This window comes from Psychrobacter sp. TS_SC_6 (genome assembly GCF_056156305.1).
In genome coordinates this window covers 1,097,403-1,120,105 of sequence record NZ_CM149590.1, presented here as the reverse complement: position 1 = coordinate 1,120,105, position 22,703 = coordinate 1,097,403, and the positions used below count along the sequence as shown (strand labels likewise).

Here is a 22,703-nt window from a genome sequence, read left to right as displayed (position 1 = left end):
ATAAAATTTTAATACTTTTGCTAATACCAAATAGGAATTATATATGACTGACTTCACATTACATGACAAACAAAGCGCGCCAGTAGAAAGCACAGCATTACTTGATGCTTCAATCAATGCGTTTGGTATGATTCCAAATCTGCATGCCGTAATGGCTGAAGCGCCTGGATTGCTTGAAGGCTACCAACGTCTACATCAACTGTTCTTAGACAGCAGCTTTGATGACGAAGAGACCACGGTAGTATGGCAAACCATCAACGTCGAGCATGAATGTCATTATTGTGTGCCAGCTCACACTGGTATTGCCAAAAGCATGAAAGTCGATGATGCTATCACTGATGCATTACGTGACGAGACGCCACTACCAACTGCAAAACTAGAAGCTTTACGTGACTTTACTCTATCTGTGGTTCGTGATCGTGGCAATGTCAGTGATGACGCTGTACAAGCGTTTTTGGGTGCAGGATTCACCAAACGTCAAGTACTAGAAGTGGTATTAGGGGCAGCACAGAAAGTTATGAGTAACTACACCAACCATCTGGCTAATACGCCAATCGATAAGCCTTTTCAAAAATTTGAATGGCATAAGGCTAACTAATGATTTACTTTATACCCATATCCAGCTCGTGGACTAAAAAAAATCTCACAAATAATGTAATTTAAGTATCAAAACGGGCAGCCTAGAGTTCTAAGCTGCCCGTTTTATTACCTATCATTCTATCTTTAACAGTGTTATTAATATGGCATAAGTAATGCCAAGTGGCTCACTTTTATAACCCAATTTAACCAGCAGACATATCCTTACGTAAACTCTCTATAGAAGAAGCCATATCCTCTGCAAGTAACTGGACCGCTGCACTGTTAACATCGCGCTGAGCAAACGCACGCAGTCCCATAACCTCGGCTTGTAATCGACGGGCCAACCTCAGTGGATCGAGCGTGTCATCCAGCTCTCCTAGCTGCTGCGCCTCCACAAAACATGCGGCAAAACGCGCCTCCATACCAGCTAGTAACTTTTCAACTTTATCTAATGCTAAATGTTCACGGGCACCAAGCTCAAGTAAGCTTTTGACCAACATACATGCTCGACTGGGCAGATTTTTTTCGCGGATATCACCAAGCTGACGCATGTAAGCTGCCAATCCTAATAAAGGAGACTCATAGCAGCCTAATGTACGCTCAAGCTCCTTTAGACCTGCCTGTGCATAGTAATCAAGCGCTTCTTGAAACAATCCGTCTTTATTACCAAAAGCAGCATAAATACTGCCTGGTCGCATATCAAGCGCTTGCTCGATATCCTTTAAAGAGGTTGCATGAAAGCCTTTTTGCCAGAACAGCTGTATGGCCCGCTCTAATGCTTCATGACGATTATATAGTGTGGTACGTGACATAATAATCCAATTTTTATCCCATGATTTTAGACAATAAAGTAAACATGGTTATGCAATTTGAGTGACTACTCAATTTTATCTTGAATGATTACTCAAGTCCAGCTAAAGTAAGTTTACCCATGTCTTTACTATATTATCGAATCTCACTAGTACGACTTACTTTATTGCAAAAGGAAGTTCTATGTCCTCTATCTACTCAGCTCCTATTATCGTGTTCGACGTCAACGAAACCTTACTCGATATCGAGACACTCACGCCCTTATTCACGCGCTTATTTGGGGATAATAACAGACTCAGAGAGTGGTTCGCGCAGTTGGTACTTTATTCGCAAACCATGACTTTAACTGGTCTTTACACACCTTTTGGTGAGCTTGGCGTTGGTGCGTTGCAAATGACCGCAGATATTCATGCTGTTACGCTAACAGAAGACGATATTCAGGAGTTTAAGCAGCGTATGAGTCAGATGCCCGCTCACCCTGACGCCATCCCTGCTTTGACCAAACTGCGTGATGCAGGACTTAGATTGGTGACCTTGACCAACTCAGCCCCCAGCGCCTCTCCGACACTGCTTGAAAAAGCAGGACTGAGTGAATTCTTTGAGCAGAATTTTAGCGTGGCAAGGGTTAGCCAATTCAAACCTGCACCGGCAACATATCAAATGGTCGCTCGCGAGCTGTCCGTTGAGACCTCAGAGCTATGTCTTGTCGCCTGTCATCTCTGGGATGTTATCGGTGCTCAAGCAGCTGGCTGCCAAGGGGCTTTTATCACTCGACCTTATAACGCGCTACTTTCAGCACCCAATGTACCAAAACCCGACTTTATCGCTTCAGACCTCATTACCCTCGCTGAACACATTATTAACCATCAAAGCTCTTAAGCCGGTGGACAACAACCTACAGCAATTATTCTAAAAAGATATGTGACTCAATTATCTGACAGACGATTTTTTGATAAAAAACTTTAGGATTGCCGTATTTGATGACATCTCTTGGCAGAATTTGTTACCATGACTGATGACGATTTATATTATTTCACTTAGTTAGTTTCATTTAGGTAATGCAGATATGGCAAAAAACGCCCTACAGGCTCAACTTTTAAAAGCAGGCTTGGTTGATAGCAAGAAAGCCAACAAAATAAGCAAACAGACGCAGCACGCCAAACGCACTGGCGATGCATCAAATATCGAAGCTAAAAAAGCCTTGGCAGACGCCCAAGCTAAGAAGCTAGAAAAAGACCAAAAGCTCAATCAAGAAAAACAGCGCATCTTAGAAGAGAAGATGCTAAAAGCCAATATCATTCAAATGATTAAGCAGCATCAACTGACTGAGACAAATGGCGACATCAGCTATCAATTTGTCGATGATGCCAAAGTCAAAAAAATCTCTATTACTCAAAAGCTATACGATCAAATCGTGGCAGGTCACGTGGTCATTGCTCGCTTAGACGACAGCTATGCCCTACTACCGCGCCCACTTGCCGATCGTATCGATTCAAAGATGACAGGCTTTATGGTGGTATCAAACGCTACTGCAGAAGATGAGCTGGCAGAAGACGATCCGTACGCCGCCTATGTGATCCCAGATGATTTAATGTGGTAATCACTGCTGTAGATAATACTATTGAAAAGCCCTATTGATGATCAATAGGGCTTTTCAATAGTCATCCCAATCCCGCTGTATCATTTTAATACTGAAGTCACTATAGCAAAAAATCAAATCGCCTTAGCAAACTCTTGATGCTTTAAACCAATCGTTCTCAGCCTGCCTTTCTCGTCCACTTCTTTAATGACCAATGACCATTCATCACTGATAGCAACCATATCGCCTGACACTGGCTTCATATCCAAATTGTCTATGACATACTCAGCGACCGTCTGCTCCCACATAATTTTTGAAGTGTTTTCAGGTTTTGCCTTTAGCTTATCTACAAGAGACTCAGACGCCATGATATCGGTAAAAAAGGGCAAATCTCCAAGCTTCACGCTGGGTGACAGTAACCAATCGCCATAAAAGTCATCAATGGCTTTACGATCGAGTGTCGTATCATTGAAAATCTTGGCAATTTGACTGGCATGATTACCTCTCATCGCATACCAGACTCTATCCCCACATTTGAGCTTGGTCGTTTCTTCAACCATCACAATGTGTTGCCGACGTACCAAAGCAAAGATACTAATCTCATCAGGGCTGACACGGTTAGAGATGCCCATCGGATGACGGTCAATCGCAAATGCGCCAGGTTTTACTTCAAATTCATATAAGGTAATGCTCGCTTTATCAGATACCCAAACTTCATGCTCTTCTTCTGGATCTTTATTATTCGGAATACGCACTTTAAACAAATTTGCCATAAAAGGGATGGTCGTGCCTTGCAAAATCAAAGACAAGACCACCACACCGAAGGCAATATCAAATAGCATAAAGGCGCCATCTATGCCTGCCATGACTGGCAATATCGCAAGGGTAATGGGAACCGCACCACGCAAACCAACCCAAGAGATAAAACCGATTTCTCTGTCTTTGAATTTGAAAGGTTTGACACTCGTATAGACCGCGATAGGACGAGCAATCAAAATCATAAAGGCGGCAATCGCCACTGAATAATACCAAACATCGATAACGTTCGATGGCGTCACTAGTAAACCTAGCACCACAAAAAGAACCGCTTGTGATAACCAAGCAAAGCTATCCATCACCCGCATGACATGCTCGGTTGAGCGTACTTTATGATTGCCAATCAGCACACCGGTCAGGTAAATCGCCAAAAACCCACTACCCCCAATCAAATTGGTCGCGGCAAAGACTGCCAAGCCTGCAGACATAATTAAGATAGCGTACATACCTTCTGCCAAGTGTATCTTGGGTAATAGCCTTGCTAATAAATAGCCGAACAGCAAACCCATGCCAAGACCAAAGCTGAGCTGCTGTAATAGTAACCCTAAAAAGCCCAGTAGCGTTTGCCCAGCGTGATCGACATTTAAAGCAATCAATCCTGTCACAAGCAAAATAGCCAAAGGATCGTTGGCACCTGACTCTAGCTCCAATGTAGCTTGTACACGATCGTTAAGCTTGACGCCACCATTACGCAATAGCGAAAACACCGCTGCTGCATCAGTTGAACCAACGATCGCCGCCATCAATAGACCAAGACGCCAATCGACATCGAGGAGCCAGGTCACGAATATGCCCAGTATCAGGACAGTCGCGAGGACACCCCAAGTAGCGAGTGTAACAGCAGGCTTAAGACCAACGCGAAAGGACTTAAAAGAGGTACGTAGACCACCATCTAACAAGATGCAAGCTAAAGCGGCTTGCCCAACAAAATTAGCAATAGCATATTGGGAAAACTCGATACCTAAGATACCCTCTTCGCCAGCCAGCATCCCTACCATTAAAAACAACAGCAACAACGGAACGCCCAAACGTGCTGACAATGTGCTTGCCATGATACTAGCGAAAATTAACAATGCCCCTACAAGGTATAGGATATTTAAGGTATCCATCTTTTTTAAGCCCTATTTTTATCAGTGATGACGAATGGAGTTATCGATATAGTTTGGTTATGAGTTTGTTGCAGGTAACACGATAAAATCGTCCTTAAGCATAACATCTACAACGGAATCTATAAAAATTATCTTTAGAAATAGTCACCTTAGCCTATATATTCAGTTGATAAACCACTCTTTTGCATCGTTTAAGCTGCTTGTTTAATGACTAATCAACCTAAAAGTGGGGTAAGTGCAGCCATATAGAAAAAACTGGTTTGCGCGAATAATTGAATCGCCAGTACCATCAAGACGCCAATAAGCATTTTCAGCCAAATCATAATTAAGGTATGTCCTATTAAGTGTTAAGGACCAACTACAACCCAACCTACCATGATACTAAAGTCTGCAAATCGACATAAGCAATATCTCTAGTTAGTTAATCGATATCAAAAAAAATCCTCAAAAAAGCCCATTGAGTTTAGTGACTCAACGAGCTTTTTTGATTAAAACTTATTAAATAGACTTAATTAGCTTTTGGCTTAAGCGCGGCACTGATATCGGCTAATAGTGGCGGGATATCATGCTTGCCAGCGATAACCTCCAACATAACCAGCTTGTCTTTTGCAGCAGCTGCTTGCTTGAGAGCATCTTTTAACTCGCCTGCTGTCTCTGCTTTTAGTAGCAGACTATTATCATCGGTGGCACCAAACGCTTTTGGCATCAACTGCCAGTCACATTTAGGAATGTCGTTATAATACTGGTTTTCACCATGAATCGCGCGCTCAACGGTATAGCCATCATTGTTAATCAGTACAATCACCGGGTTGATACGTTCTTGAATCATTACTGCAATTTCTTGAATGGTTAATAAAGCAGAACCATCACCAATGAGTAAAATACTACGCTTGTGGGGTGAAGCAATGGCACCACCTAAACTCGCAGGCAAAGTATAACCAATAGAACCCCACATCGGCTGACCATAAGACGTCACGCCTTCTGGCAGACGCACATCACTGATACCAAAATAGGCAGTACCTTGCTCTGAAAACACCAAATTTTTATCATCGAGCGCATCGGCAATGATATGCCATAAGTCATCTTGACGAATGGCCTCATAATCCTTGCCATGTTGCACATGCGGTTTTACCTCTTCACAGAACTGCTTCGGTACAATATTAATATCTGAAGTCATTACCTCATGCAGTGTTTTTAGGGCATCTTTTAGGGCAATGGGCGCAAAGTTTTTGCCTGCGATACTCGCACGCTCATAATGCAAGTCAACCACCACTTTTTCATCAATATCTTGGCTAAAACCTGCAGTAGTAGTATCAGTATATTGCACACCAATTTTTATCAAACACTCACAGTTTTCGACCATATCCTTAACGACAGGACGCGATGCCACACCTGCATAGGTGCCTGCCCAACGCTCACTATTTTCATCAAGCAAAGTTTTGCCCCACGATAACGTCGTATAAGGAATGTCAGTATCGGCAATCAAAGCCTTAAGCTGATTTTGCAGACCCAAACGATGCACCATCAAATCTGCCATGAGCGTCGTGGTTTTATTGGGTAAAAATTCTATCAGCGCTTGTTTAAAGTCTGCTAACGCCGCTTGGCTAGTAATGTCTTCCTCACTATCGATAAGTTTGGTCGTTGGCGGATAAATAGGTTGGCGCGCAACATCAGGCGATAGCATTAAGTAACCAGGGCGATGCTTTTTAAGAATCATACGAATGACACGATCAATCTCTGAGGCAGCATTTTCAGGCGTAATTTGTGCCCGTGCTACCGTGACCGGTTCTACCATTTTGATAAAATGATTGAACACGCCATCACCAAGTGAGTGATGGATGCGACGCTTTGAATCTTGTAATGCTGTACTTGGCGCGCCTACTATATGAAGCACTGGCGCATACTCAGCAAACGAGCCTGCGGTGGCATTGATAGCGGACAGCTCACCCACGCCAAAGGTCGTCACCATCGCGGCAAAGCCACGCTCTCGCGCATAGCCATCAGCTGCATAACCTGCGTTTAGCTCATTGGTATTACCTACCCAGCGTAATTTATCAGAGGCAAGTACATTATCTAGAAAGGTTAGATTAAAATCGCCAGGTACGCCAAATACCTCTGACGCACCTGCTTCTGCGACACGATCAAACAAATAATCAGCGATGGTATATTGTTGACTCATACAACTTATCCTTAAGTGTTATGTTTATTATTCATAAATATGATGAAAGTAATTATAAAACAGCATTCCAGCCTATTTATAGAAAGCAAAGCTTTTGGAATACGGATTATAACAATCTGTTATAACATAGATAGACGATGCGATAATATGCCAATTTACTATCTTTTGCTTTTTTTTATACTAGCTGTTGACACGCTCAAAAAACTGCGTATAATACGCCATCATCAACTGACGATAGTTAATTGATAATTAGCGGGAATAGCTCAGTGGTAGAGCATAACCTTGCCAAGGTTGGGGTCGAGAGTTCGAATCTCTTTTCCCGCTCCAAATACTTAAAAAGCCTCACTTAACAGTGAGGCTTTTTTTTGTCTAATTTTCGAGGGTTACAGCGATTTTTGGTATTAGCTATTAAGTGTAATTACTAAGTTTAGCTAATATATTGAAAGCCCAAAAAACAGCACCGTGACCAAAACGTGACCATTTCGTGCCCACGCTATAAACACTAATTCCGTAATTGACCCCAACTTATTATTCTTATCTTTATCAAAAGCGATACTAAGAAATATTTTATTAACATCACTTTTTCTTTTTTACTGCTTTTGTATGTTGAGCTCATAGCGTGACCAAAACGTGACCAAATCATGAAAAAGTAAGTTTTAAAAATAACCCCAACCTTAATTCTATATTTTGAAGCGCCTTGTATATATGGCTCTGCCGCTTATTTCTCTACACATATATTTTTAGTTTTATAGATCTTCAAGACTCTTCATCATCTTTAATATTTGGCTTATAAATAAATAAGTCACCTACCTGCACATCTAAAAACTCACATAACTGGTCGATAGTATTGAAGTCTATTCTTGATGACTCTTCATTATATAGTTTGTGAAGCGTTGATTTACTCATGCCTGTTGCTCTTACAACATCTGCTACACGCAGTTTTTTCTCTGCCAGAATAACAGGAAGTTTAGACACAATCATAATTAATACCTCTTTTCGGGTAAAAATGCTTTACATTGAGGTAAAAGGATAATATAGTACACAAATCGGTTACTAATTACCTTTAAGCGGGTAAATTATAGCTGATACTTCAAAGGTACATTTTTACAGACTGATGAAATAATTTTTATTCTATCACTTAATGCGATGACTTAATAACTGAAAAGAGGTAAATATTATGAGCAATACTTATTTAACAACTGATGAGTTAGCTGAACGCATCAAATACGACGCACGTACTATCCGCAATCAAATGAAAGACACCGTTTTGATTGAAAACATTCACTACATACGCCCTTTTGGTGGCCGTAAGATTCTGTATGTATGGGAGCGTATCGAAGAGGATATGTGCAAGCCGGTTATGAGCGCTATCAACGGTATGGCACTTCAATAATAGAAGGAGATTTATCATGGCTACTATACAAGGAAGGTTTGGCAAACTAATCGCCGACTTCTACTACCTAGGTATACGTTGTCGAGAAAAGACTAGCTTGGAAGATAACCCAGCTAACAGAAAAAAATTAGCGACTGTTTTGAAAAAGATAGATGCGGAAATAACCCTAGGTATCTTCGACTATGGTGCTTACTTTCCGAAGAGCACGCGTTTAAAAGAGATGACGGCACTGGCTGATAGAGCGGAAGCTTGTATCAGTCGTAATCCCACCTTTAGGCAGTTTGTCGATATTTGGTATGAGGAGAAGAAGATTGAATGGCGACCGAGCTATCGGCAAAAGATACAGATTATTCTAGATAAGTATCTCTTACCTGAGTTTGGTGGCAAAGCGGTACATGCCATAAAAAAATCAGACTTGCTGACCTTCCGTAGCTCTCTCGCCAAAGTTCGTTACGGTAAAGATGGTCAGTCAAGTCTGTCAGTAGCAAGAATCAATCAGATCATGATACTACTTCGTATGATACTAGAAGAAGCGTCAGATCGCCATGAGTTTGAGATGCCTTACAAGAATATTAAGAATCTCAAACAAGCTCGTCCGGATGTAAATCCGTTTACATTGAGCGAGGTATGGCTGTTTTTGAAGCATGTCCGCGCTGACTATAAGCCCTACTACACTATTCGTTTCTTTACGGGAATGCGTACCAGTGAGATCGATGGGCTTAATTGGGACTGCATTAACTTTGATCGTCGTGAGATCAGTATTCGCGGTGCATTAGTCAATGGTGAGATGGGTCCGACTAAGACATTAGGCTCGCAGCGTGATATTGCAATATCACAGTTGGTCTATGACGCCTTGTTAGAGCAGAAGGCACGCACCTATGGTAAATCAGAGTTCGTATTCTGCAACTCACAAGGCAACCCGATGGAGTATCGTAATGTGAATAGACGGGTATGGAAACCCACACTGGCCCTACTCGGTTTGAAACACAGGCGTGCTTATCAGACTCGACATACGGCAGCGACGCTTTGGCTGGCTGCTGGTGAGAATCCTGAGTGGATAGCACGGCAAATGGGTCATAGCAGTACGGAGATGCTGTTTCGGGTGTACAGCCGCTATGTGCCTGATATTACCCGTCAGGATGGCTCCGCGATGGATAACTTGCTCTTAGCAAGCAAGGAGAAGTTAACAGGCGCATCGAATAGCTCTGAGGCTGAAGAGTTCGTTACGAGCGCACAAACTGACAAGGAGACGTCACAATGAAAATCATCAATTATGAGGAGCTGTTTGGTGAGTTTAAACCTGATGGTGCAATCAGTGCGGATGCAAATCTTATCGCTAATTCATTGATACGTGAGTTGTATGTTTCATCTGGTCATCAACTCGCACGTTTCTTAGGAGTGAAATGCTGCTTTGATAACGATATGGCGATGCGGGTATGGGTGCAGAAGTGCTTGGATGCGAATCTTGACTATGTTGTTGAGGATGTGCATTGTCAGCTTCAGAGCGAGCTTTATGAGCTATTACCGCATTCTGGCTATGGCGGCTACTAAGGAGAATATGATGAGTGTAAAACTTCAGCCGAATATGACACAGAATGTGCGCGACATCAAAATATGTGAAGATTATTGGGCATATGATAATCAAAGCGGCTTTGTTGAGCATGTGAAGGAACTTTGCGAGAAGTATAAGGTTAGCCCTCAAGTACTGTTTGAGACAATCGGTGAGTGTTTTGCTTATTTAGATGATGTACTTTGTGAGTACTGTGGTTATGTGTGCCCTTTACAGATACCAGCAGATATCCCTTATATGCGCTCAAAAGAGAGTTGGTGCTGTGAGGTATGTGAGCATGCCGTATGGCGGGAACATAATCATAGATAAGTTGTTCAAAATTTTAAAGCCAGACAGCTTAGGTTGTCTGGCTTTTTGCGTACTGCATACCTTCTATTAAATACAGTCCAAATTTAGTATGCCACTACACATGCAGAATAAAGAAAAATCTAAAGCGCCAGCAGTAGATAGTAAGATAATGATTTTGGATTTGTTGGCGTCTGCAGCTTATCCTTTAACACTTTCCGAAATTTGTAAAGAAACCGGCATTGCCGTTGCAAGTGGTCATCGTATCATTAATACAATGCTTGAGCATGAGATGGTAGCACCAGACCCAAGCCGCAATAAATCCTACTGTATTGGTTCAATAATATTCCAAATTGCGTCAACTATCTATAACAAACAGAATATTATTCCATTTTTTTATCCTATTGCTGAAATTTTAAAGAATAGATCTCTTGCATAAGTCATTGCTAGCCCTTGATACTCTGTTAGCGGAGGTCAATAAAACGGTACTTTTGCAAGAGGTCTAATGAAATCCATAAATCAATTTGTCTCTGTGTGCCTATTGGTAATAAAGTCGTCGCTGTTTCCAAAATTGAGTCGTCACTCAGTGGTTCTTTCAATATTTATGTAGGTCAGACGATGCCATTACATCTCTCAGCATTAGGTAAAACGATTCTGGCAATGCGATCACTTGAATTTCAGGCAAGTTATTTCCAAGCAGAGCTGAAGTTGAATCCCTCTCCTCAAGACAGTATGGAACACCTTCAGGAAGATTTAGAACGGACTAGAAGATTAGGGTATGCCGTCACTCATGATGAGGTTGGCAGTCAAGTCAGCAGTATCGCTACGCCTATTCTTAATCTACGTAATGAGGCCGTCGCGGCGATTAGTACCGGAATTATCGGTAAAACATTAAATCCACAAAATGCGCGTAACTACTCAAAAAACATAGTTCAGGCAGCCAGGCAATTATCAGCTAGGATTGTCTGATGTATAATCTTTACTATTATAAACAAGGGTCATTAATCAGGACTGATTTGCCGGAGCCACTCTGTAAAGCGGATAACCTTGGCAAGCCCTTGACGTTCAGCCTTGATATCGAGCCAGTAACCATAAGGGCCGCTCACTTCAATCTGACTAAAAGGTACCAATGTACCCATTTTAAGCTCATGACTGATCATTCTTTTATCTACAATAGCAAAGCCGGCACCATTAATGGCAGCATTGCTGACCTGATCTAAGGTACTGAACTCCATGCCTCCATTGACATCCACCTCTCCTGTCAAACCCGCTGCTTGTAGCCAGTTTTCCCATACTGGTAGCCGCTGTCCTTCGTGAAGTATGTGTAATAAATTGCCTTTTAGCTTCTTAGCTTGCTCTAGCAAATGAGGCGCGCATACGGCCACGTGTTGCTCTAGCATCACTAATTCACTGTAATGGTTGGGTTTAGCAGTACGTCCGAAACGTATATGGCAGTCAAAAATATTATGCTCACTATCATTATTGTGAATAGATAACTGTAATTCAGGGGAATGAGTATGAAAATCCGCAAGCTTTGGCGCGAGCCAACGAGTCGCAAATGTTGGTGGGAACAATAAGGTGAGTTTTTGTCGTTGATTGGGATCTCTCAACTCTTGAACGGCGGTTTCCATCAGATTAAAAGACTGCTCAAGCTTGCTTAATAGCTGTTGACCGGCTGCTGTTAGCTCCAATCGATGATGACGACGCACGAACAGAGGAACACCAAGATAGTCCTCTAAGTGCTTAATTTGTCTGCTTACGGCGCTTTGAGTGACATTCAGCTGACTGGCGGCATTAGTAAAGCTCAGGCATTTTCCTGCTGTTTCGAAAACACGTAACGATGTCAGTGCTGGCAATGAACGCATAAAGTGACCTTAGGCAAAGCTATATTGAGAGTTTAATTATGTAGCATCATAAGCAATTCATAGTTTTTAGCTCATTATATTCCATTATGAAATAATAATACTACGCTACTTTCTCAAAAACGGCTATTCCCAAGTACTCTAACCCCTTGCTGTTTTGTTCACGATAGTATCAGTACCAAACATAATTAGTTTATGGCATGTTGAACATTCACAAACTATCAAATACAAAAAGACCTGAATATATCAGGCCTTAAAACAAAACTATTTTAGAGGAGTCAGTCCCACAGCACTGCTGCGGAACTTACAATCACTAACGCTTACGGACTAACCTTCACCAAAGTAAACCCATACACCTTTAGTTTTGGTATAAGAAGACAACGAATGAATGGCCATCTCTTTACCCCAACCACTCTGACGGAAACCACCAAACGGTGCAGCAAGCCCATAACAGCCGTAACGGTTAATAAATAACATACCTGCATCAATCTGCTCTGCAACACGATGGGCGCGAGACACATCACTGGTATACAAACCCGCAGCTAACCCATATGCAGTGGCATTGGCCATCTCTACCGCTTCTTCGGTAGTATGGAATCGAGTACAGCACAATACAGGACCAAAAATTTCTTCTTGTGCAATGCGTGAATCTTGGCTAACTTCAGAGAAAATAGTAGGTCGAATGAAATACCCATTGGCATTGTCACCTTCGGTATCTGCATAGCCACCAGCGACAAGCTTGGCTTCTTTTTTACCTATTTCTATATATTCTAAAATTTTATTGAACTGCGCTTCGTTACATTGTGGCCCTTGAGTGGTCGTTTCATCAAACTGATTGCCACATTTCACAGCATTAGCCTTTACGATTAACTTATCAACTACTTGGTCATAAAGACTATCATGAATCAAAAAGCGAGTCGGCTCTGAACACTTCTCACCTTTATGGGAGAACATGACAGTAAAGGCACGGTCAATCGCACCTTCAAGGTCCGGCGTATCTTCAAAGAAGATACAAGGTGACTTACCACCTAACTCTAAAGTGGCAGACTTAAGATTAGAAAGTCCTGAGTTCTGTACGATTTTACGGCCAACACTAGTACTACCTGTGAAAGAAACTTTATGTACGTTGTTGCTCAAGGTTAGCTGATTTGCCATTTCGCCATTGGTTAATAGCATATTGATCACACCTTTAGGAAAATCCAGATGCTCATCGATCAACTCTACCAAAAAAATACTCGTTAATGGGGTATATTCTGATGGCTTGATAATGACAGTATTGCCCATAGCCAACGCGGCGGCTAACTTTAAGCTGGTCTGATATAAAGGGAAATTCCAAGGTGCTATTAGTGCGCAAACCCCTATTGGCTCTTTTATCGTGTAGTTTAAAAAACCATCTTCAACAGGTGATGTTTCGCCATAAAACTTATCTGTCCAGCCAGCATAGTATTCAAAAACATCAGCACAAGTCGGAATATCATCTACCATAGACTCAGAAAACAGCTTGCCATTAGGTAAAGACTCCAGTACTGATAACTTTTCTGTGTTATCACGAATTAACTGGGCGATCTGACGCAGCATATTGGCGCGCTGTGGGCGACTAATTTTTGCCCATACACCTGATTCATGACACTGGTTGGCCATGGTCGCTGTGTATTCAACCTGATCTGCATCAGCTATCTCGAAACTGCATAGTGCTTCGCGATTTGCAGGGTTGGTTACGACCCATTTTTCATCGCTTGCGCCATCGACCCATTCACCATTGATGTACTGACGTTTAGGACTGGTGAGCCAGTTATAAGCCCAAGATAAAGGGATATTTTCGTTAGAATTCATGTGATGCTCCATGTTTTATTTAAGTGACTTTCCGTTATAACGTGGTTTTTCATGATAGATAGCATTTTCGCTGCTATCTTCATGATTACTAATGAGTCTGAAGGAACACTGATTGAGTCGCAATTGACATTAGCGCATAGTGTTGTGCAAAAAACTCATCCTTCTGATCGTATTTTATTTTTCTAAATACGCTCTAATCTTTTCTAGATCTCCGCCTGTTTCTTTGTAGACACGCGCGGTAAATGAATAACCATGGGTTTTTTTGAGGCGCATCAGTGTGGGGATAAGCGTGTTGACGTTAGCGTTATTACGCTGTATATCTGGCGCCACACCAGACAGACAATGCTGATCAAACGCTTCCATTCCACTGGTCAGTACTGACATTGCATCGAGCAAGTTACTAATGATAATGGACTGCCAAGGGCTGTAATCTAACTCGCCATGGTCTTGCGTCATCTGAACCGCATAACAATGACCACAAGCTTGCATAGCACACTGCACTAAGTATTCAGGAATAGTCGGGTTTATTTTTCCTGGCATGGCTGAAGAACCAGGTTGCACAGCAGGCAATACAATCTCACCAAAACCTGTCTCTGGCCCTGATGCCATCAGCCGAAAATCTTTCGCAATGCGTAATAATGCTCTTGCAAGTTGATCTAAATCGGCAGCCACTTTCGCTAAATCATCATAACTTTGAGACGCATCAAAAAAATTATCGGTGTGCATAAAACGATCTGATACCTCCATCTCATTTATATTGCCGATTATTTTGTCAAAAAACGCATCAGAGCAATCTCCTTTGCGGCCAATGATATTGCCACCCAAATTAATCTTGTAAAGCTCATCAATACTATTGTCTAACCGTTGTTGGTGACGCTTAAGCTGCGCGCGATAGCCACCAAACATATCGGCGAAACTGATATCGACTGCGTCTTGCAAGCATGTACGAGAAAGCTTTAACACCTCTTTCCACTTATCAGCTTGCGCCTCAAAAGTGTCAATCAACCCTTGCAATGCCCCCATTAATTCTTTTCTCTTATCAATCACTGCTAAATGACAAGCCGTGTTCAGAACATCACTTGTCGAGTTGTTGAGATTGACATGATCATTGGGATGTATGGGGGAATAACTGCCTAGCGGCTGATTGAAGGTATCGCGATTCGCGACGTTAGCAATAACCTCATTTAGATTCATATTGCTAGAAACACCGCCGCCGCCATGAAAGGAATGCACCTGAAATTGCTCCACGGGCATTTTTTCGAACAAATAATCAACAGTAACCACAATGGCTTGACCCATCTCAGTATCGATTTCTTTCGTTTCTATATTGGTTAAAGCCGCCAATTTCTTGACCTTTAGCAACCCATGTAAGAGCTCAGGATAAGCCGACAAAGGTTTTTCACCATTTAAGGGATATAACCCTATGGCCCTCTGTGTTTGTACACCATATAAAGCATTGATTGGGACTTCAAGACAACCAATCGAATCTTTTTCGATGCGATATTCGTACTCCGACATTTTTAGATATCCTTGATTGATTGCAATTGTCAGTTTGGATAGTCAAACGAGATGTCAGCCACTAAAGACCGCTTAGTCGTCTGTCCTCCATAGCTTGTGAAGTCTAACGTGTTTGACTTGCTTAAATTACTTAACCCACAAAAGAGACTTTTTCTGGGCGGGCATTACGTGGAATACGCTTACCTGACGTATAGTCGTTTATCAGGTCGCAAGGTGTGTAGTTACGCTCAAGCTCATATATTTCTTCGACAGTGAGTTTCATCTCAACGGCTGCCACTGCGCTATTAAACTGCGCCACTGTGTCGGCACCAACTAACATAGAAGACACTTCAGGTTTATTTAAAACCCAAGCTTGTGCTATTTGTGCAGGTAAGCAGCTACGGGCATTGGCAATTTTGGCTACTGAGTGGGCAATATCTTTAGAAGCCTGATCGTTATACATCTCTGCAGTAAAGAAATCCGTCTGATTGCGAGTTGATTGTAAATCACTGGTCAAGATACCGCGCGCTAAAGGACTGAAAACCGACACACCAATACCTTGATCCATACAGAACGGAATCATTTCTCGCTCTTCTTCGCGGTAAGCACAGTTCAATTGCAACTGCATATTGATTGGACGTGCCCAGCCATTTTTGTCGCAAACTTGCAGTATTTTGGCCAACTGCCAAGTGTACATGGTTGAAACACCGATATATCGTGCCTTGCCTGCCAATACGATGTCGTTCAGCGCTGCCATTGTTTCTTCTACTGGCGTTTCAGTATCAAAATAGTGCAGCATATAGATATCTACATAGTCCATGCCCATGCGCTTTAAGGAGTTATCAATGGCATTGAAAATGTTTTTTCGTGAATGCCCTTGCGCATTGATGTCATTGCTCATGGCGTATCCCACTTTGGTGGTGATGACTAAGTCATCTCTACAGGCGATGCGGCGCAACACATTACACACGACTTCTTCACCAGCGCCAAGAGAGTAGAAATCGGCTAAATCAATGAAGTTAACACCCATATCGAGCGCATGTGCAATGATCGGCTCGCTCTCTTTTTCGTTAAAGATCCAAGGTTTCCATTCTTTTGAACCCATGTTCATGGTGCCAAGACAAAGGCGAGATACTTTTAGGCCAGACTGTCCGAGTTTGACGTATTGCATGTTTAATCCTTAAAGGTAATCGTAGATATAGTTCTACTAGATGGTATGGTTACCGCATTTTTGAACGTGTTTTTACTGCCACTCTGCTTACGTTATTGAGCGTGAAGGCTCACTGTTTTTCTTTATATCAGCTGATACCGCTGGTTTTAGCTCAACAATATCGCCATTAATCTCGACCCTACGGGCTAACTTCAAGAATGAAAAGCCTGCACCCAGTACAATCAACATGCCTGGCACGCCGGACAAATTAAACAACATCTTAATTGCGTCAGTACCGATAAAGCTCGCACTTATCCAAGCGACAAAGGCCACAGCACAGCCCCAAATCGTTTTTACCCATACAGGAGACGTAAGGTTTTCTGCATCAACGCCTTGGATACATAAACCACCAATCGCATCGGTCGTCGAATCCGCTGCTGTCACAAAGGTAATAAAGCAGGCAAATATGAATAACGCACTGAGTAAAGTGCTGCCAGGTAACTGATCGAACAGCACATAAATCACCGAAGCAAAACCATTGTCCTGGTAAGCTTGGTACATAATGCCACCCATGGTGGTATCAAAGAACAATGAAGAACCGCTGAATACACTGAACCATACAAAGCCAAAAGCAGATGGCAACAATAGATTGACCATGATGAACTGACGTACGGTATAGCCACGGGAAATTTTGCCAAGAAATAGACAACTTAATGGCGCCCAAGCAAACCAACTGGCAAAGAAAGCGACCGTCCACCAACCTGGCCACGGGTCATTACCAGAAGCTCCAGTTACTAAATTGCGTGCAAAGAAGTCGGAAAAATAAACTCCAAGTGATTCAACACCCAGCGATAAGATGAAAACAGTTGGACCAACTAGAAATATAAATAGAGCACCTACAAAGTAGAGCCAAGTATTGATTCGAGCGAGGTTTTGAATACCGCGGTGCAGTCCAGAAGCAGCAGATATAAGCGCGGCTCCTATAATGACGACAGCGATAATCGCATACCCAGTGGTACTTTTCTGAATGCCCAATACAGATTCCATGCCATCGCTTATCACCAATAGCCCAGAGGTTAATGTTGCAGACATACCCAGTACAACAGCAAACAACGCTAAGCCATCGACTATCTGACCACCAACACCATCAACCCAGCGCCCTAAAATTGGACGTAACATCGAACCAATAGAGAATGGTAGTTTAAGATTATGGAAAGCTAAGGCAAATGCCAAACCGGCAACCGTATAAATTGAATAAGGCGTAATTGTCCAATGCACAAAAATAGTAGACATCGAAAAGCGCATAGCTTCAGGGCTTTCAGGAATGATGCCTAAATATGCAGGAGGCTCATGATAGTGCAGAACTGGTTCGGCAACAGACCAAAATAGAATACCCATTGCAATAACTGTGGTTAGCGACACTGCAAACCAACGAAATGGGGTCAGCATTTGAGAGGCGTTTTCGCCGCCAATACGTACCCGCCCGATTGGGGCAAAAAAAGCATACGCTGCGATAAACACCATGAACAAAGCACTAAGGTTGAATAACCAAGAAAGGTTAGCCATAATCATCGTGTTTAGGCTTGATGTGCCCGTGATAAAATTTTGTTTATCAATGAGTGTATAAGCGATTGTTAATACCAAGCAAATAAATGCGGGCCAAAAAGTCACTGGTCGTAATTTTACCATACAAACTTCCTTGTTATGGTTCTGATTGCTGTCAAGATTACGTCAAACCTTAGTCAATTGGGAAATGATATAAAGTCTATCAAGCATGACTAAAAGTAATACCATAAAATATTAGGGTATTTTTTAATAGAGAAGTTCGCTTCAAGATGAGTATTAATAACTTACCATTGGTGCTTGTTAAGCAATACATGTAGAAGCGGTAACTGAGCATTAAGCAGCTATAAAGTGACTGCGATTTCGTTTCAAAATCGTGGTGGGGTTGTAGTGAAAAACGACATCATGGTGACTGAATGTACTAGGTTACGGACTATCGTGCGGCTCAAAACACATCACTAACCACCAAGTCTCGGTAGCAATCAAATATTAATAGAATTAAAAAAAGGTTGCTAGCACTATATTTTATATAGCGTTAGCAACCTTTTTTTTATTCTATATTTTTCTTAGATGATGTTGTTAGTGTCTGTTGTAGGGCGAATCAATAGTCATAGACATCTACTAACAGCCATCTACTGCTAATAGCTCACTACCCTGTTTTGCCACTTCTCTATTCATAGTTTTGATTAAAAATCACTGACAGCTCATTTGCGGCCTCTTGCATCAGAGGCACATAGCTAAGTAACTCTTCTAGACTTTTCCTCACGGTCGGACCATGTGTAAACACCGTCGCAAATGCTTGCTGATCCCCATTGGGAATCATGACCGCACACGCGACCATACCTGGAATAAATTCCTCATTATCTATTCCTACTCCCGTCTCACGCGTTACAGTAATCGTTTGCATCAGTTGCTTTTTATCGGTCTGAGTTTTGGTCGTTAGCGCATGTATCGACATTTTCTCAACGATGCGCTCGCATTTCTCATCCGCTAACTGTGCCAACAATAATTTGCCACTGGCACTGGCCCAAACGGGTACATGAGTGCCCGAAGGTAAAAATATTTGTAGCGGCCAATCCGACATAACTCGATCGATATAAACCACATCTAAGTCTTGTAAAATCGAAATACCTACTGTCTCCCCTATTTGCGCTGACAGCTCGTTCAGTATCGCCAACCTTTCATTTTTGAAGTCACTGTTTTGTAATAAGTTCATGGCAAGCTTATAGGTGCGTTTTCCACAGGTTACCTTCCCTGGCAAATCTAACTGTACAAACCCAAGGCCCTGCAGCTGATCCAATAATCGATACATACTGGGCACAGGCACTTCTAATGTTTCTGCTAAATCACTGACACTCATCGGCCGTTGTGAGTGGGCCAGCACTTCTACTATCTGCAACACACGCTCAACGCTTGAACCCTTCTTTTTAGTATTAGTCATTGTTTACTCTAAACCTCTAGCTGACTCTCAGCGAATAAATTTATTTATTATAACGATAAAATTTACGCTTTTGCGTCTTGCTATTACAAAAATATTCTGTTAAATTTTACATATCGATAAGATATTTATCGTTATATAAATTAATATTAAATACTATACACTTCTGTGAATAGTTCGTGCGACGATTGAGCGGCCTATTACGCTTATATCTGAAGTCATTAATTCAAGGATGAATCACTATGTCACACAGTATCCTTCTACCAAGAACGATGGAAATTGGACGCGATGCCTGCCAAAAGCTGCCAGCAATATTGGCCAGCTTAGGGGTAAAAAAACCCCTTATTATCACTGACGAGATGATGGTTAAACTCGGTTATGTCGATAACATACAAACCATTTTGAAAGAAGCACAAATCAATGCCGATGTGTTTTCAGATACGGTGCCAGAACCTACTGAAAGCTCTATTGAGGCCGGTGTGTCTCAAGTAAAAGCACAAGATTACGATGGTTTGATTGCCTTAGGTGGCGGAAGCCCTATCGATAGTGCTAAGGCCATTGCTATTCTAGGAAAATTTGGCGGCGTGATTCGTGATTATAAGTTTCCTCGTCAAGTTGATGAAGCAGGCTTGCCTATTATTGCCATACCGACGACGGCAGGCACAGGGTCAGAAGTGACGCGCTTTACCATCATTACCGATGAAGCTAATAACGAAAAGCTATTGTGCGTTGGTATGGGATTTATGCCAGTCGCAGCCATTATCGATTATAGCCTCACGCTCAGCGTACCGCCTCGTACCACGGCAGATACGGGTATCGACGCCATGACCCATGCTATTGAAGCGTATATCAGCCCCAAACGTAATGCTTATAGCGACCAACAGGCGCTCGCAGCCCTACGCTTAATTGGACCCAATATCCAAACTGCTTATCACAACGGAAAAGATGAAACCGCCCGTGAAGCAATGATGCTAGGTTCTACCTTAGCAGGTATTGCATTCTGCAATTCTTCCGTTGCGCTGGTTCACGGCATGAGTCGTCCAATTGGTGCCTTTTTTCATGTACCACATGGCTTATCAAACGCGATGCTATTGCCGACTATTACAGAGTTCGGCATCTCTAGTGCCCCCGACCGTTATGCGGACTGCGCGCGTGCATTAGGAATAGCGGATCACAGTGAGACAGATGATCAAGCCAATGTCAGCTTGGTCAATTATCTAAAAAGCTTAAATAATGAGCTTCACGTGCCCACATTGGCACAATTTGGTGTCCAAAAAGCGGATTTTGATGCGCTAATAAACACGATGTGTGAGCAAGCATTCGCATCAGGTTCACCCAAAAACAACCCTCGAATACCTACTCTAGAAGAGATGGTTCAACTTTATACCTTGCTATGGAATGACAACACTGTTGCTGAGAGTTCACTCAGTTAAAACAGTCATCATTTACTGTTAACCCACTAATTATTCACACGTTTAAAGGAATTAAACTTATGCAAACGATCGGACATTTTATTAACGGCAGCCTGTCAAATAATGACAGCCAAACTCAAGATGTTTACAACCCATCAACCGGTGATGTGAGCAAAAAAGTGGCTTTGGGTGGTGAAAAAACAATCGGTGAAGCAGTCGCTGCAGCTAAAGCGGCTTTTCCAGCATGGAGCAAAACCTCGCCACTAAAACGCGCGCGCGTCATGTTCAAATTCAAAGAGTTGTTAGAGCAAAATGCTGATGAGATATGCAGACTGGTTGGCGAAGAGCATGGAAAAATTGTTCACGATGCTGCAGGCGAGCTACAGCGCGGTATTGAAAACGTCGAATATGCGTGCGGCGCACCTGAACTGCTCAAAGGCGAGCACAGTCGCAATGTGAGTACCGATATAGACTCTTGGAGTGAGTTTCATCCACTAGGCGTGGTTGCAGGTATCACACCATTCAACTTCCCTGTGATGGTGCCACTGTGGATGTTCCCTATGGCCATCGTTTGCGGTAACACCTTTGTGTTGAAACCGTCTGAGCGTGACCCAAGTGCCACACTTTTCATCGCACAGCTTTTGCAGCAAGCGGGCCTACCAGATGGTGTCATTAACGTAGTAAATGGTGGCAAAGAAGCCGTCGATGCGATTTTGCATCATCCAGATGTCAAAGCCGTTAGCTTTGTGGGCTCAACCCCTATCGCTGAATATATCTATACCACAGCCGCTGCACAAGGCAAACGTTGCCAAGCATTAGGCGGTGCAAAAAACCATGCGATTGTCATGCCAGACGCAGACTTAGACAACGTCGTGACCTCACTATTGGGTGCCGCTTTTGGCTCATCAGGAGAGCGTTGTATGGCGCTATCTGTTGCCGTTGCAGTCGGTGATGAAACCGCTGACAAGATGATTGCGGCCCTACAGCCTGCTATTAAAGAGCTAAAACTGGGGCTTCATTCAGATAAAAGCAACGACTTTGGCCCTGTCATTACAGCGGCGCACAAATCTAAGATTTTAGATTACATCAAAAGTGCTGCCGAGCAAGGTGCAGAGCTGGTCATCGATGGCTCTGATGCTGCACCAGAAGGCAATGAAAATGGATTTTTCGTAGGTCCTACTCTGATTGATCATGTCACTAAAGAGATGCACAGCTACGAGGCAGAAATTTTCGGTCCAGTTTTACAGGTTATGCGTGTGCAGACCATGGCCGAGGCAGTACAACTCATAAACGACCATGAATATGGTAACGGCACTTGTATTTATACCAGAGATGGTGAAGCGGCGCGTCACTTTATTGACAACATTCAAGTCGGCATGGTTGGTGTCAATATTCCACTACCAGTACCTGTAGCGTCTCAAAGCTTTGGTGGCTGGAAGCGTTCATTATTTGGTGACTTGGCCATGTACGGACCAGACGGCGTGAGATTCTTTACTCGTCGTAAGACCATTACGCAGCGCTGGCCTAGTGCAGCACTAAGAGAAGAAAAACAGTTCTCAATGCCAACTTAATAGCACTGCCTGTTCAAAGCACTAGTCTTTAAGAATACTACATTATAAAGGCGCTAC

21 protein-coding genes and 1 tRNA gene are annotated in these 22,703 nt (G+C 42.6%); 12 read left to right on the top strand and 10 right to left on the bottom strand.

Annotation, left to right across the window (positions count from 1 at the left end; translation table 11 throughout):
- Positions 1 to 43 precede the first annotated feature (43 nt).
- Positions 44 to 598: a carboxymuconolactone decarboxylase family protein gene (locus AC0J5Y_RS04910; RefSeq protein ID WP_475131794.1), complete on the top strand. Its 555-nt coding sequence runs from the start codon at positions 44 to 46 to the stop codon at positions 596 to 598.
- A gap of 184 nt (positions 599 to 782) precedes the next feature.
- Here AC0J5Y_RS04910 and AC0J5Y_RS04905 read toward each other — a convergent pair whose 3' ends face one another.
- Positions 783 to 1,391 (bottom strand): TetR/AcrR family transcriptional regulator, encoded by a 609-nt coding sequence (locus AC0J5Y_RS04905; protein ID WP_475131793.1) that lies wholly within the window; start codon positions 1,389 to 1,391, stop codon positions 783 to 785.
- Between the two features lie 181 nt (positions 1,392 to 1,572).
- Between AC0J5Y_RS04905 and AC0J5Y_RS04900 the strand changes: the two genes are divergently transcribed.
- Together AC0J5Y_RS04900 and AC0J5Y_RS04895 are read left to right on the top strand one after the other, a co-directional pair.
- Entirely contained in the window at positions 1,573 to 2,268 is a 696-nt protein-coding gene (locus AC0J5Y_RS04900; protein ID WP_475131792.1) for a haloacid dehalogenase type II, read from the top strand.
- Between the two features lie 187 nt (positions 2,269 to 2,455).
- Positions 2,456 to 2,989, top strand: coding sequence for a DUF2058 domain-containing protein (locus AC0J5Y_RS04895; RefSeq protein ID WP_475131791.1), 534 nt, complete (start codon positions 2,456 to 2,458; stop codon positions 2,987 to 2,989).
- Positions 2,990 to 3,102: 113 nt separating this feature from the next.
- Here AC0J5Y_RS04895 and AC0J5Y_RS04890 read toward each other — a convergent pair whose 3' ends face one another.
- Both AC0J5Y_RS04890 and AC0J5Y_RS04885 read right to left on the bottom strand, forming a co-directional pair.
- On the bottom strand, positions 3,103 to 4,893 hold the full coding sequence (locus AC0J5Y_RS04890) for a potassium/proton antiporter (RefSeq protein WP_475131790.1): 1,791 nt from the start codon (positions 4,891 to 4,893) through the stop codon (positions 3,103 to 3,105).
- 508 nt (positions 4,894 to 5,401) lie between these two features.
- Positions 5,402 to 7,072, bottom strand: a complete 1,671-nt coding sequence (locus tag AC0J5Y_RS04885; RefSeq protein WP_475131789.1) for an alpha-keto acid decarboxylase family protein — start codon at positions 7,070 to 7,072, stop codon at positions 5,402 to 5,404.
- 252 nt (positions 7,073 to 7,324) lie between these two features.
- Here AC0J5Y_RS04885 and AC0J5Y_RS04880 point away from each other — a divergent pair.
- A tRNA-Gly gene (locus AC0J5Y_RS04880) sits at positions 7,325 to 7,399 on the top strand.
- A 429-nt stretch (positions 7,400 to 7,828) separates the two neighbouring features.
- Here AC0J5Y_RS04880 and AC0J5Y_RS04875 read toward each other — a convergent pair.
- Positions 7,829 to 8,053 carry a helix-turn-helix domain-containing protein gene (locus AC0J5Y_RS04875; protein WP_475131788.1) on the bottom strand — a complete coding sequence of 75 codons (225 nt, stop codon included), beginning with the start codon at positions 8,051 to 8,053 and terminating at the stop codon, positions 7,829 to 7,831.
- Between the two features lie 196 nt (positions 8,054 to 8,249).
- Here AC0J5Y_RS04875 and AC0J5Y_RS04870 point away from each other — a divergent pair, with 196 nt between their 5' ends.
- From AC0J5Y_RS04870 to AC0J5Y_RS04845, 6 genes are all read left to right on the top strand, one after another.
- Positions 8,250 to 8,465, top strand: a complete 216-nt coding sequence (locus AC0J5Y_RS04870) for a hypothetical protein (protein WP_011513303.1) — start codon at positions 8,250 to 8,252, stop codon at positions 8,463 to 8,465.
- A 16-nt stretch (positions 8,466 to 8,481) separates the two neighbouring features.
- A complete protein-coding gene (locus AC0J5Y_RS04865) occupies positions 8,482 to 9,726 on the top strand; it encodes a tyrosine-type recombinase/integrase (RefSeq protein WP_475131787.1) in 1,245 nt (414 codons plus the stop codon).
- Positions 9,723 to 10,016: a hypothetical protein gene (locus AC0J5Y_RS04860; RefSeq protein ID WP_475131786.1), complete on the top strand. Its 294-nt coding sequence runs from the start codon at positions 9,723 to 9,725 to the stop codon at positions 10,014 to 10,016. Before AC0J5Y_RS04865 ends, AC0J5Y_RS04860 begins: the two co-directional genes overlap by 4 nt.
- 10 nt (positions 10,017 to 10,026) lie before the next feature.
- Positions 10,027 to 10,344 carry a hypothetical protein gene (locus tag AC0J5Y_RS04855; RefSeq protein ID WP_475131785.1) on the top strand — a complete coding sequence of 106 codons (318 nt, stop codon included), beginning with the start codon at positions 10,027 to 10,029 and terminating at the stop codon, positions 10,342 to 10,344.
- Between the two features lie 100 nt (positions 10,345 to 10,444).
- Positions 10,445 to 10,759 (top strand): helix-turn-helix domain-containing protein, encoded by a 315-nt coding sequence (locus AC0J5Y_RS04850; protein WP_475131784.1) that lies wholly within the window; start codon positions 10,445 to 10,447, stop codon positions 10,757 to 10,759.
- Between the two features lie 95 nt (positions 10,760 to 10,854).
- Positions 10,855 to 11,289 (top strand): IclR family transcriptional regulator domain-containing protein, encoded by a 435-nt coding sequence (locus tag AC0J5Y_RS04845; RefSeq protein ID WP_475131783.1) that lies wholly within the window; start codon positions 10,855 to 10,857, stop codon positions 11,287 to 11,289.
- Positions 11,290 to 11,321: 32 nt separating this feature from the next.
- Here the strand turns inward: AC0J5Y_RS04845 and AC0J5Y_RS04840 are convergent, their stop codons facing one another.
- The 6 genes from AC0J5Y_RS04840 to AC0J5Y_RS04815 all read right to left on the bottom strand — a co-directional run bounded on the left by AC0J5Y_RS04840 (position 11,322) and on the right by AC0J5Y_RS04815 (position 19,666).
- Positions 11,322 to 12,185 carry a LysR family transcriptional regulator gene (locus tag AC0J5Y_RS04840; RefSeq protein WP_475131782.1) on the bottom strand — a complete coding sequence of 288 codons (864 nt, stop codon included), beginning with the start codon at positions 12,183 to 12,185 and terminating at the stop codon, positions 11,322 to 11,324.
- A gap of 324 nt (positions 12,186 to 12,509) precedes the next feature.
- The gene (locus AC0J5Y_RS04835) at positions 12,510 to 14,015 is read right to left on the bottom strand and encodes an aldehyde dehydrogenase family protein (protein WP_475131781.1); all 1,506 of its coding nucleotides are present in this window, start codon (positions 14,013 to 14,015) and stop codon (positions 12,510 to 12,512) included.
- Between the two features lie 174 nt (positions 14,016 to 14,189).
- Complete coding sequence (locus AC0J5Y_RS04830) at positions 14,190 to 15,533, bottom strand: lyase family protein (protein ID WP_475131780.1); 1,344 nt, start codon at positions 15,531 to 15,533, stop codon at positions 14,190 to 14,192.
- Positions 15,534 to 15,663: 130 nt separating this feature from the next.
- Positions 15,664 to 16,683: an aldo/keto reductase gene (locus AC0J5Y_RS04825; RefSeq protein WP_475131779.1), complete on the bottom strand. Its 1,020-nt coding sequence runs from the start codon at positions 16,681 to 16,683 to the stop codon at positions 15,664 to 15,666.
- 87 nt (positions 16,684 to 16,770) lie between these two features.
- Positions 16,771 to 18,351, bottom strand: a complete 1,581-nt coding sequence (locus AC0J5Y_RS04820; RefSeq protein WP_475131778.1) for a BCCT family transporter — start codon at positions 18,349 to 18,351, stop codon at positions 16,771 to 16,773.
- 544 nt (positions 18,352 to 18,895) lie between these two features.
- Positions 18,896 to 19,666, bottom strand: a complete 771-nt coding sequence (locus tag AC0J5Y_RS04815) for an IclR family transcriptional regulator (RefSeq protein ID WP_475131777.1) — start codon at positions 19,664 to 19,666, stop codon at positions 18,896 to 18,898.
- Positions 19,667 to 19,905: 239 nt separating this feature from the next.
- On the opposite strand from AC0J5Y_RS04815, the gene AC0J5Y_RS04810 reads away from it, so the two are divergent.
- Together AC0J5Y_RS04810 and AC0J5Y_RS04805 are read left to right on the top strand one after the other, a co-directional pair.
- Positions 19,906 to 21,096 (top strand): iron-containing alcohol dehydrogenase, encoded by a 1,191-nt coding sequence (locus AC0J5Y_RS04810; protein WP_475131776.1) that lies wholly within the window; start codon positions 19,906 to 19,908, stop codon positions 21,094 to 21,096.
- Between the two features lie 59 nt (positions 21,097 to 21,155).
- On the top strand, positions 21,156 to 22,646 hold the full coding sequence (locus AC0J5Y_RS04805) for a CoA-acylating methylmalonate-semialdehyde dehydrogenase (RefSeq protein ID WP_475131775.1): 1,491 nt from the start codon (positions 21,156 to 21,158) through the stop codon (positions 22,644 to 22,646).
- The last annotated feature ends 57 nt before the right edge of the window (positions 22,647 to 22,703 follow it).

What these genes read in the sequence shown, in the direction of transcription:
- AC0J5Y_RS04910 (WP_475131794.1), top strand. Translation starts at nt 44, where the DNA reads ATGACTGACTTCACATTACATGACAAACAAAGCGCGCCAGTAGAAAGC.
- AC0J5Y_RS04905 (WP_475131793.1), bottom strand. Translation starts at nt 1,391, where the DNA reads ATGTCACGTACCACACTATATAATCGTCATGAAGCATTAGAGCGGGCC.
- AC0J5Y_RS04900 (WP_475131792.1), top strand. Translation starts at nt 1,573, where the DNA reads ATGTCCTCTATCTACTCAGCTCCTATTATCGTGTTCGACGTCAACGAA.
- AC0J5Y_RS04895 (WP_475131791.1), top strand. Translation starts at nt 2,456, where the DNA reads ATGGCAAAAAACGCCCTACAGGCTCAACTTTTAAAAGCAGGCTTGGTT.
- AC0J5Y_RS04890 (WP_475131790.1), bottom strand. Translation starts at nt 4,893, where the DNA reads ATGGATACCTTAAATATCCTATACCTTGTAGGGGCATTGTTAATTTTC.
- AC0J5Y_RS04885 (WP_475131789.1), bottom strand. Translation starts at nt 7,072, where the DNA reads ATGAGTCAACAATATACCATCGCTGATTATTTGTTTGATCGTGTCGCA.
- AC0J5Y_RS04875 (WP_475131788.1), bottom strand. Translation starts at nt 8,053, where the DNA reads ATGATTGTGTCTAAACTTCCTGTTATTCTGGCAGAGAAAAAACTGCGT.
- AC0J5Y_RS04870 (WP_011513303.1), top strand. Translation starts at nt 8,250, where the DNA reads ATGAGCAATACTTATTTAACAACTGATGAGTTAGCTGAACGCATCAAA.
- AC0J5Y_RS04865 (WP_475131787.1), top strand. Translation starts at nt 8,482, where the DNA reads ATGGCTACTATACAAGGAAGGTTTGGCAAACTAATCGCCGACTTCTAC.
- AC0J5Y_RS04860 (WP_475131786.1), top strand. Translation starts at nt 9,723, where the DNA reads ATGAAAATCATCAATTATGAGGAGCTGTTTGGTGAGTTTAAACCTGAT.
- AC0J5Y_RS04855 (WP_475131785.1), top strand. Translation starts at nt 10,027, where the DNA reads ATGAGTGTAAAACTTCAGCCGAATATGACACAGAATGTGCGCGACATC.
- AC0J5Y_RS04850 (WP_475131784.1), top strand. Translation starts at nt 10,445, where the DNA reads ATGCAGAATAAAGAAAAATCTAAAGCGCCAGCAGTAGATAGTAAGATA.
- AC0J5Y_RS04840 (WP_475131782.1), bottom strand. Translation starts at nt 12,185, where the DNA reads ATGCGTTCATTGCCAGCACTGACATCGTTACGTGTTTTCGAAACAGCA.
- AC0J5Y_RS04835 (WP_475131781.1), bottom strand. Translation starts at nt 14,015, where the DNA reads ATGAATTCTAACGAAAATATCCCTTTATCTTGGGCTTATAACTGGCTC.
- AC0J5Y_RS04830 (WP_475131780.1), bottom strand. Translation starts at nt 15,533, where the DNA reads ATGTCGGAGTACGAATATCGCATCGAAAAAGATTCGATTGGTTGTCTT.
- AC0J5Y_RS04825 (WP_475131779.1), bottom strand. Translation starts at nt 16,683, where the DNA reads ATGCAATACGTCAAACTCGGACAGTCTGGCCTAAAAGTATCTCGCCTT.
- AC0J5Y_RS04820 (WP_475131778.1), bottom strand. Translation starts at nt 18,351, where the DNA reads ATGGTAAAATTACGACCAGTGACTTTTTGGCCCGCATTTATTTGCTTG.
- AC0J5Y_RS04815 (WP_475131777.1), bottom strand. Translation starts at nt 19,666, where the DNA reads ATGACTAATACTAAAAAGAAGGGTTCAAGCGTTGAGCGTGTGTTGCAG.
- AC0J5Y_RS04810 (WP_475131776.1), top strand. Translation starts at nt 19,906, where the DNA reads ATGTCACACAGTATCCTTCTACCAAGAACGATGGAAATTGGACGCGAT.
- AC0J5Y_RS04805 (WP_475131775.1), top strand. Translation starts at nt 21,156, where the DNA reads ATGCAAACGATCGGACATTTTATTAACGGCAGCCTGTCAAATAATGAC.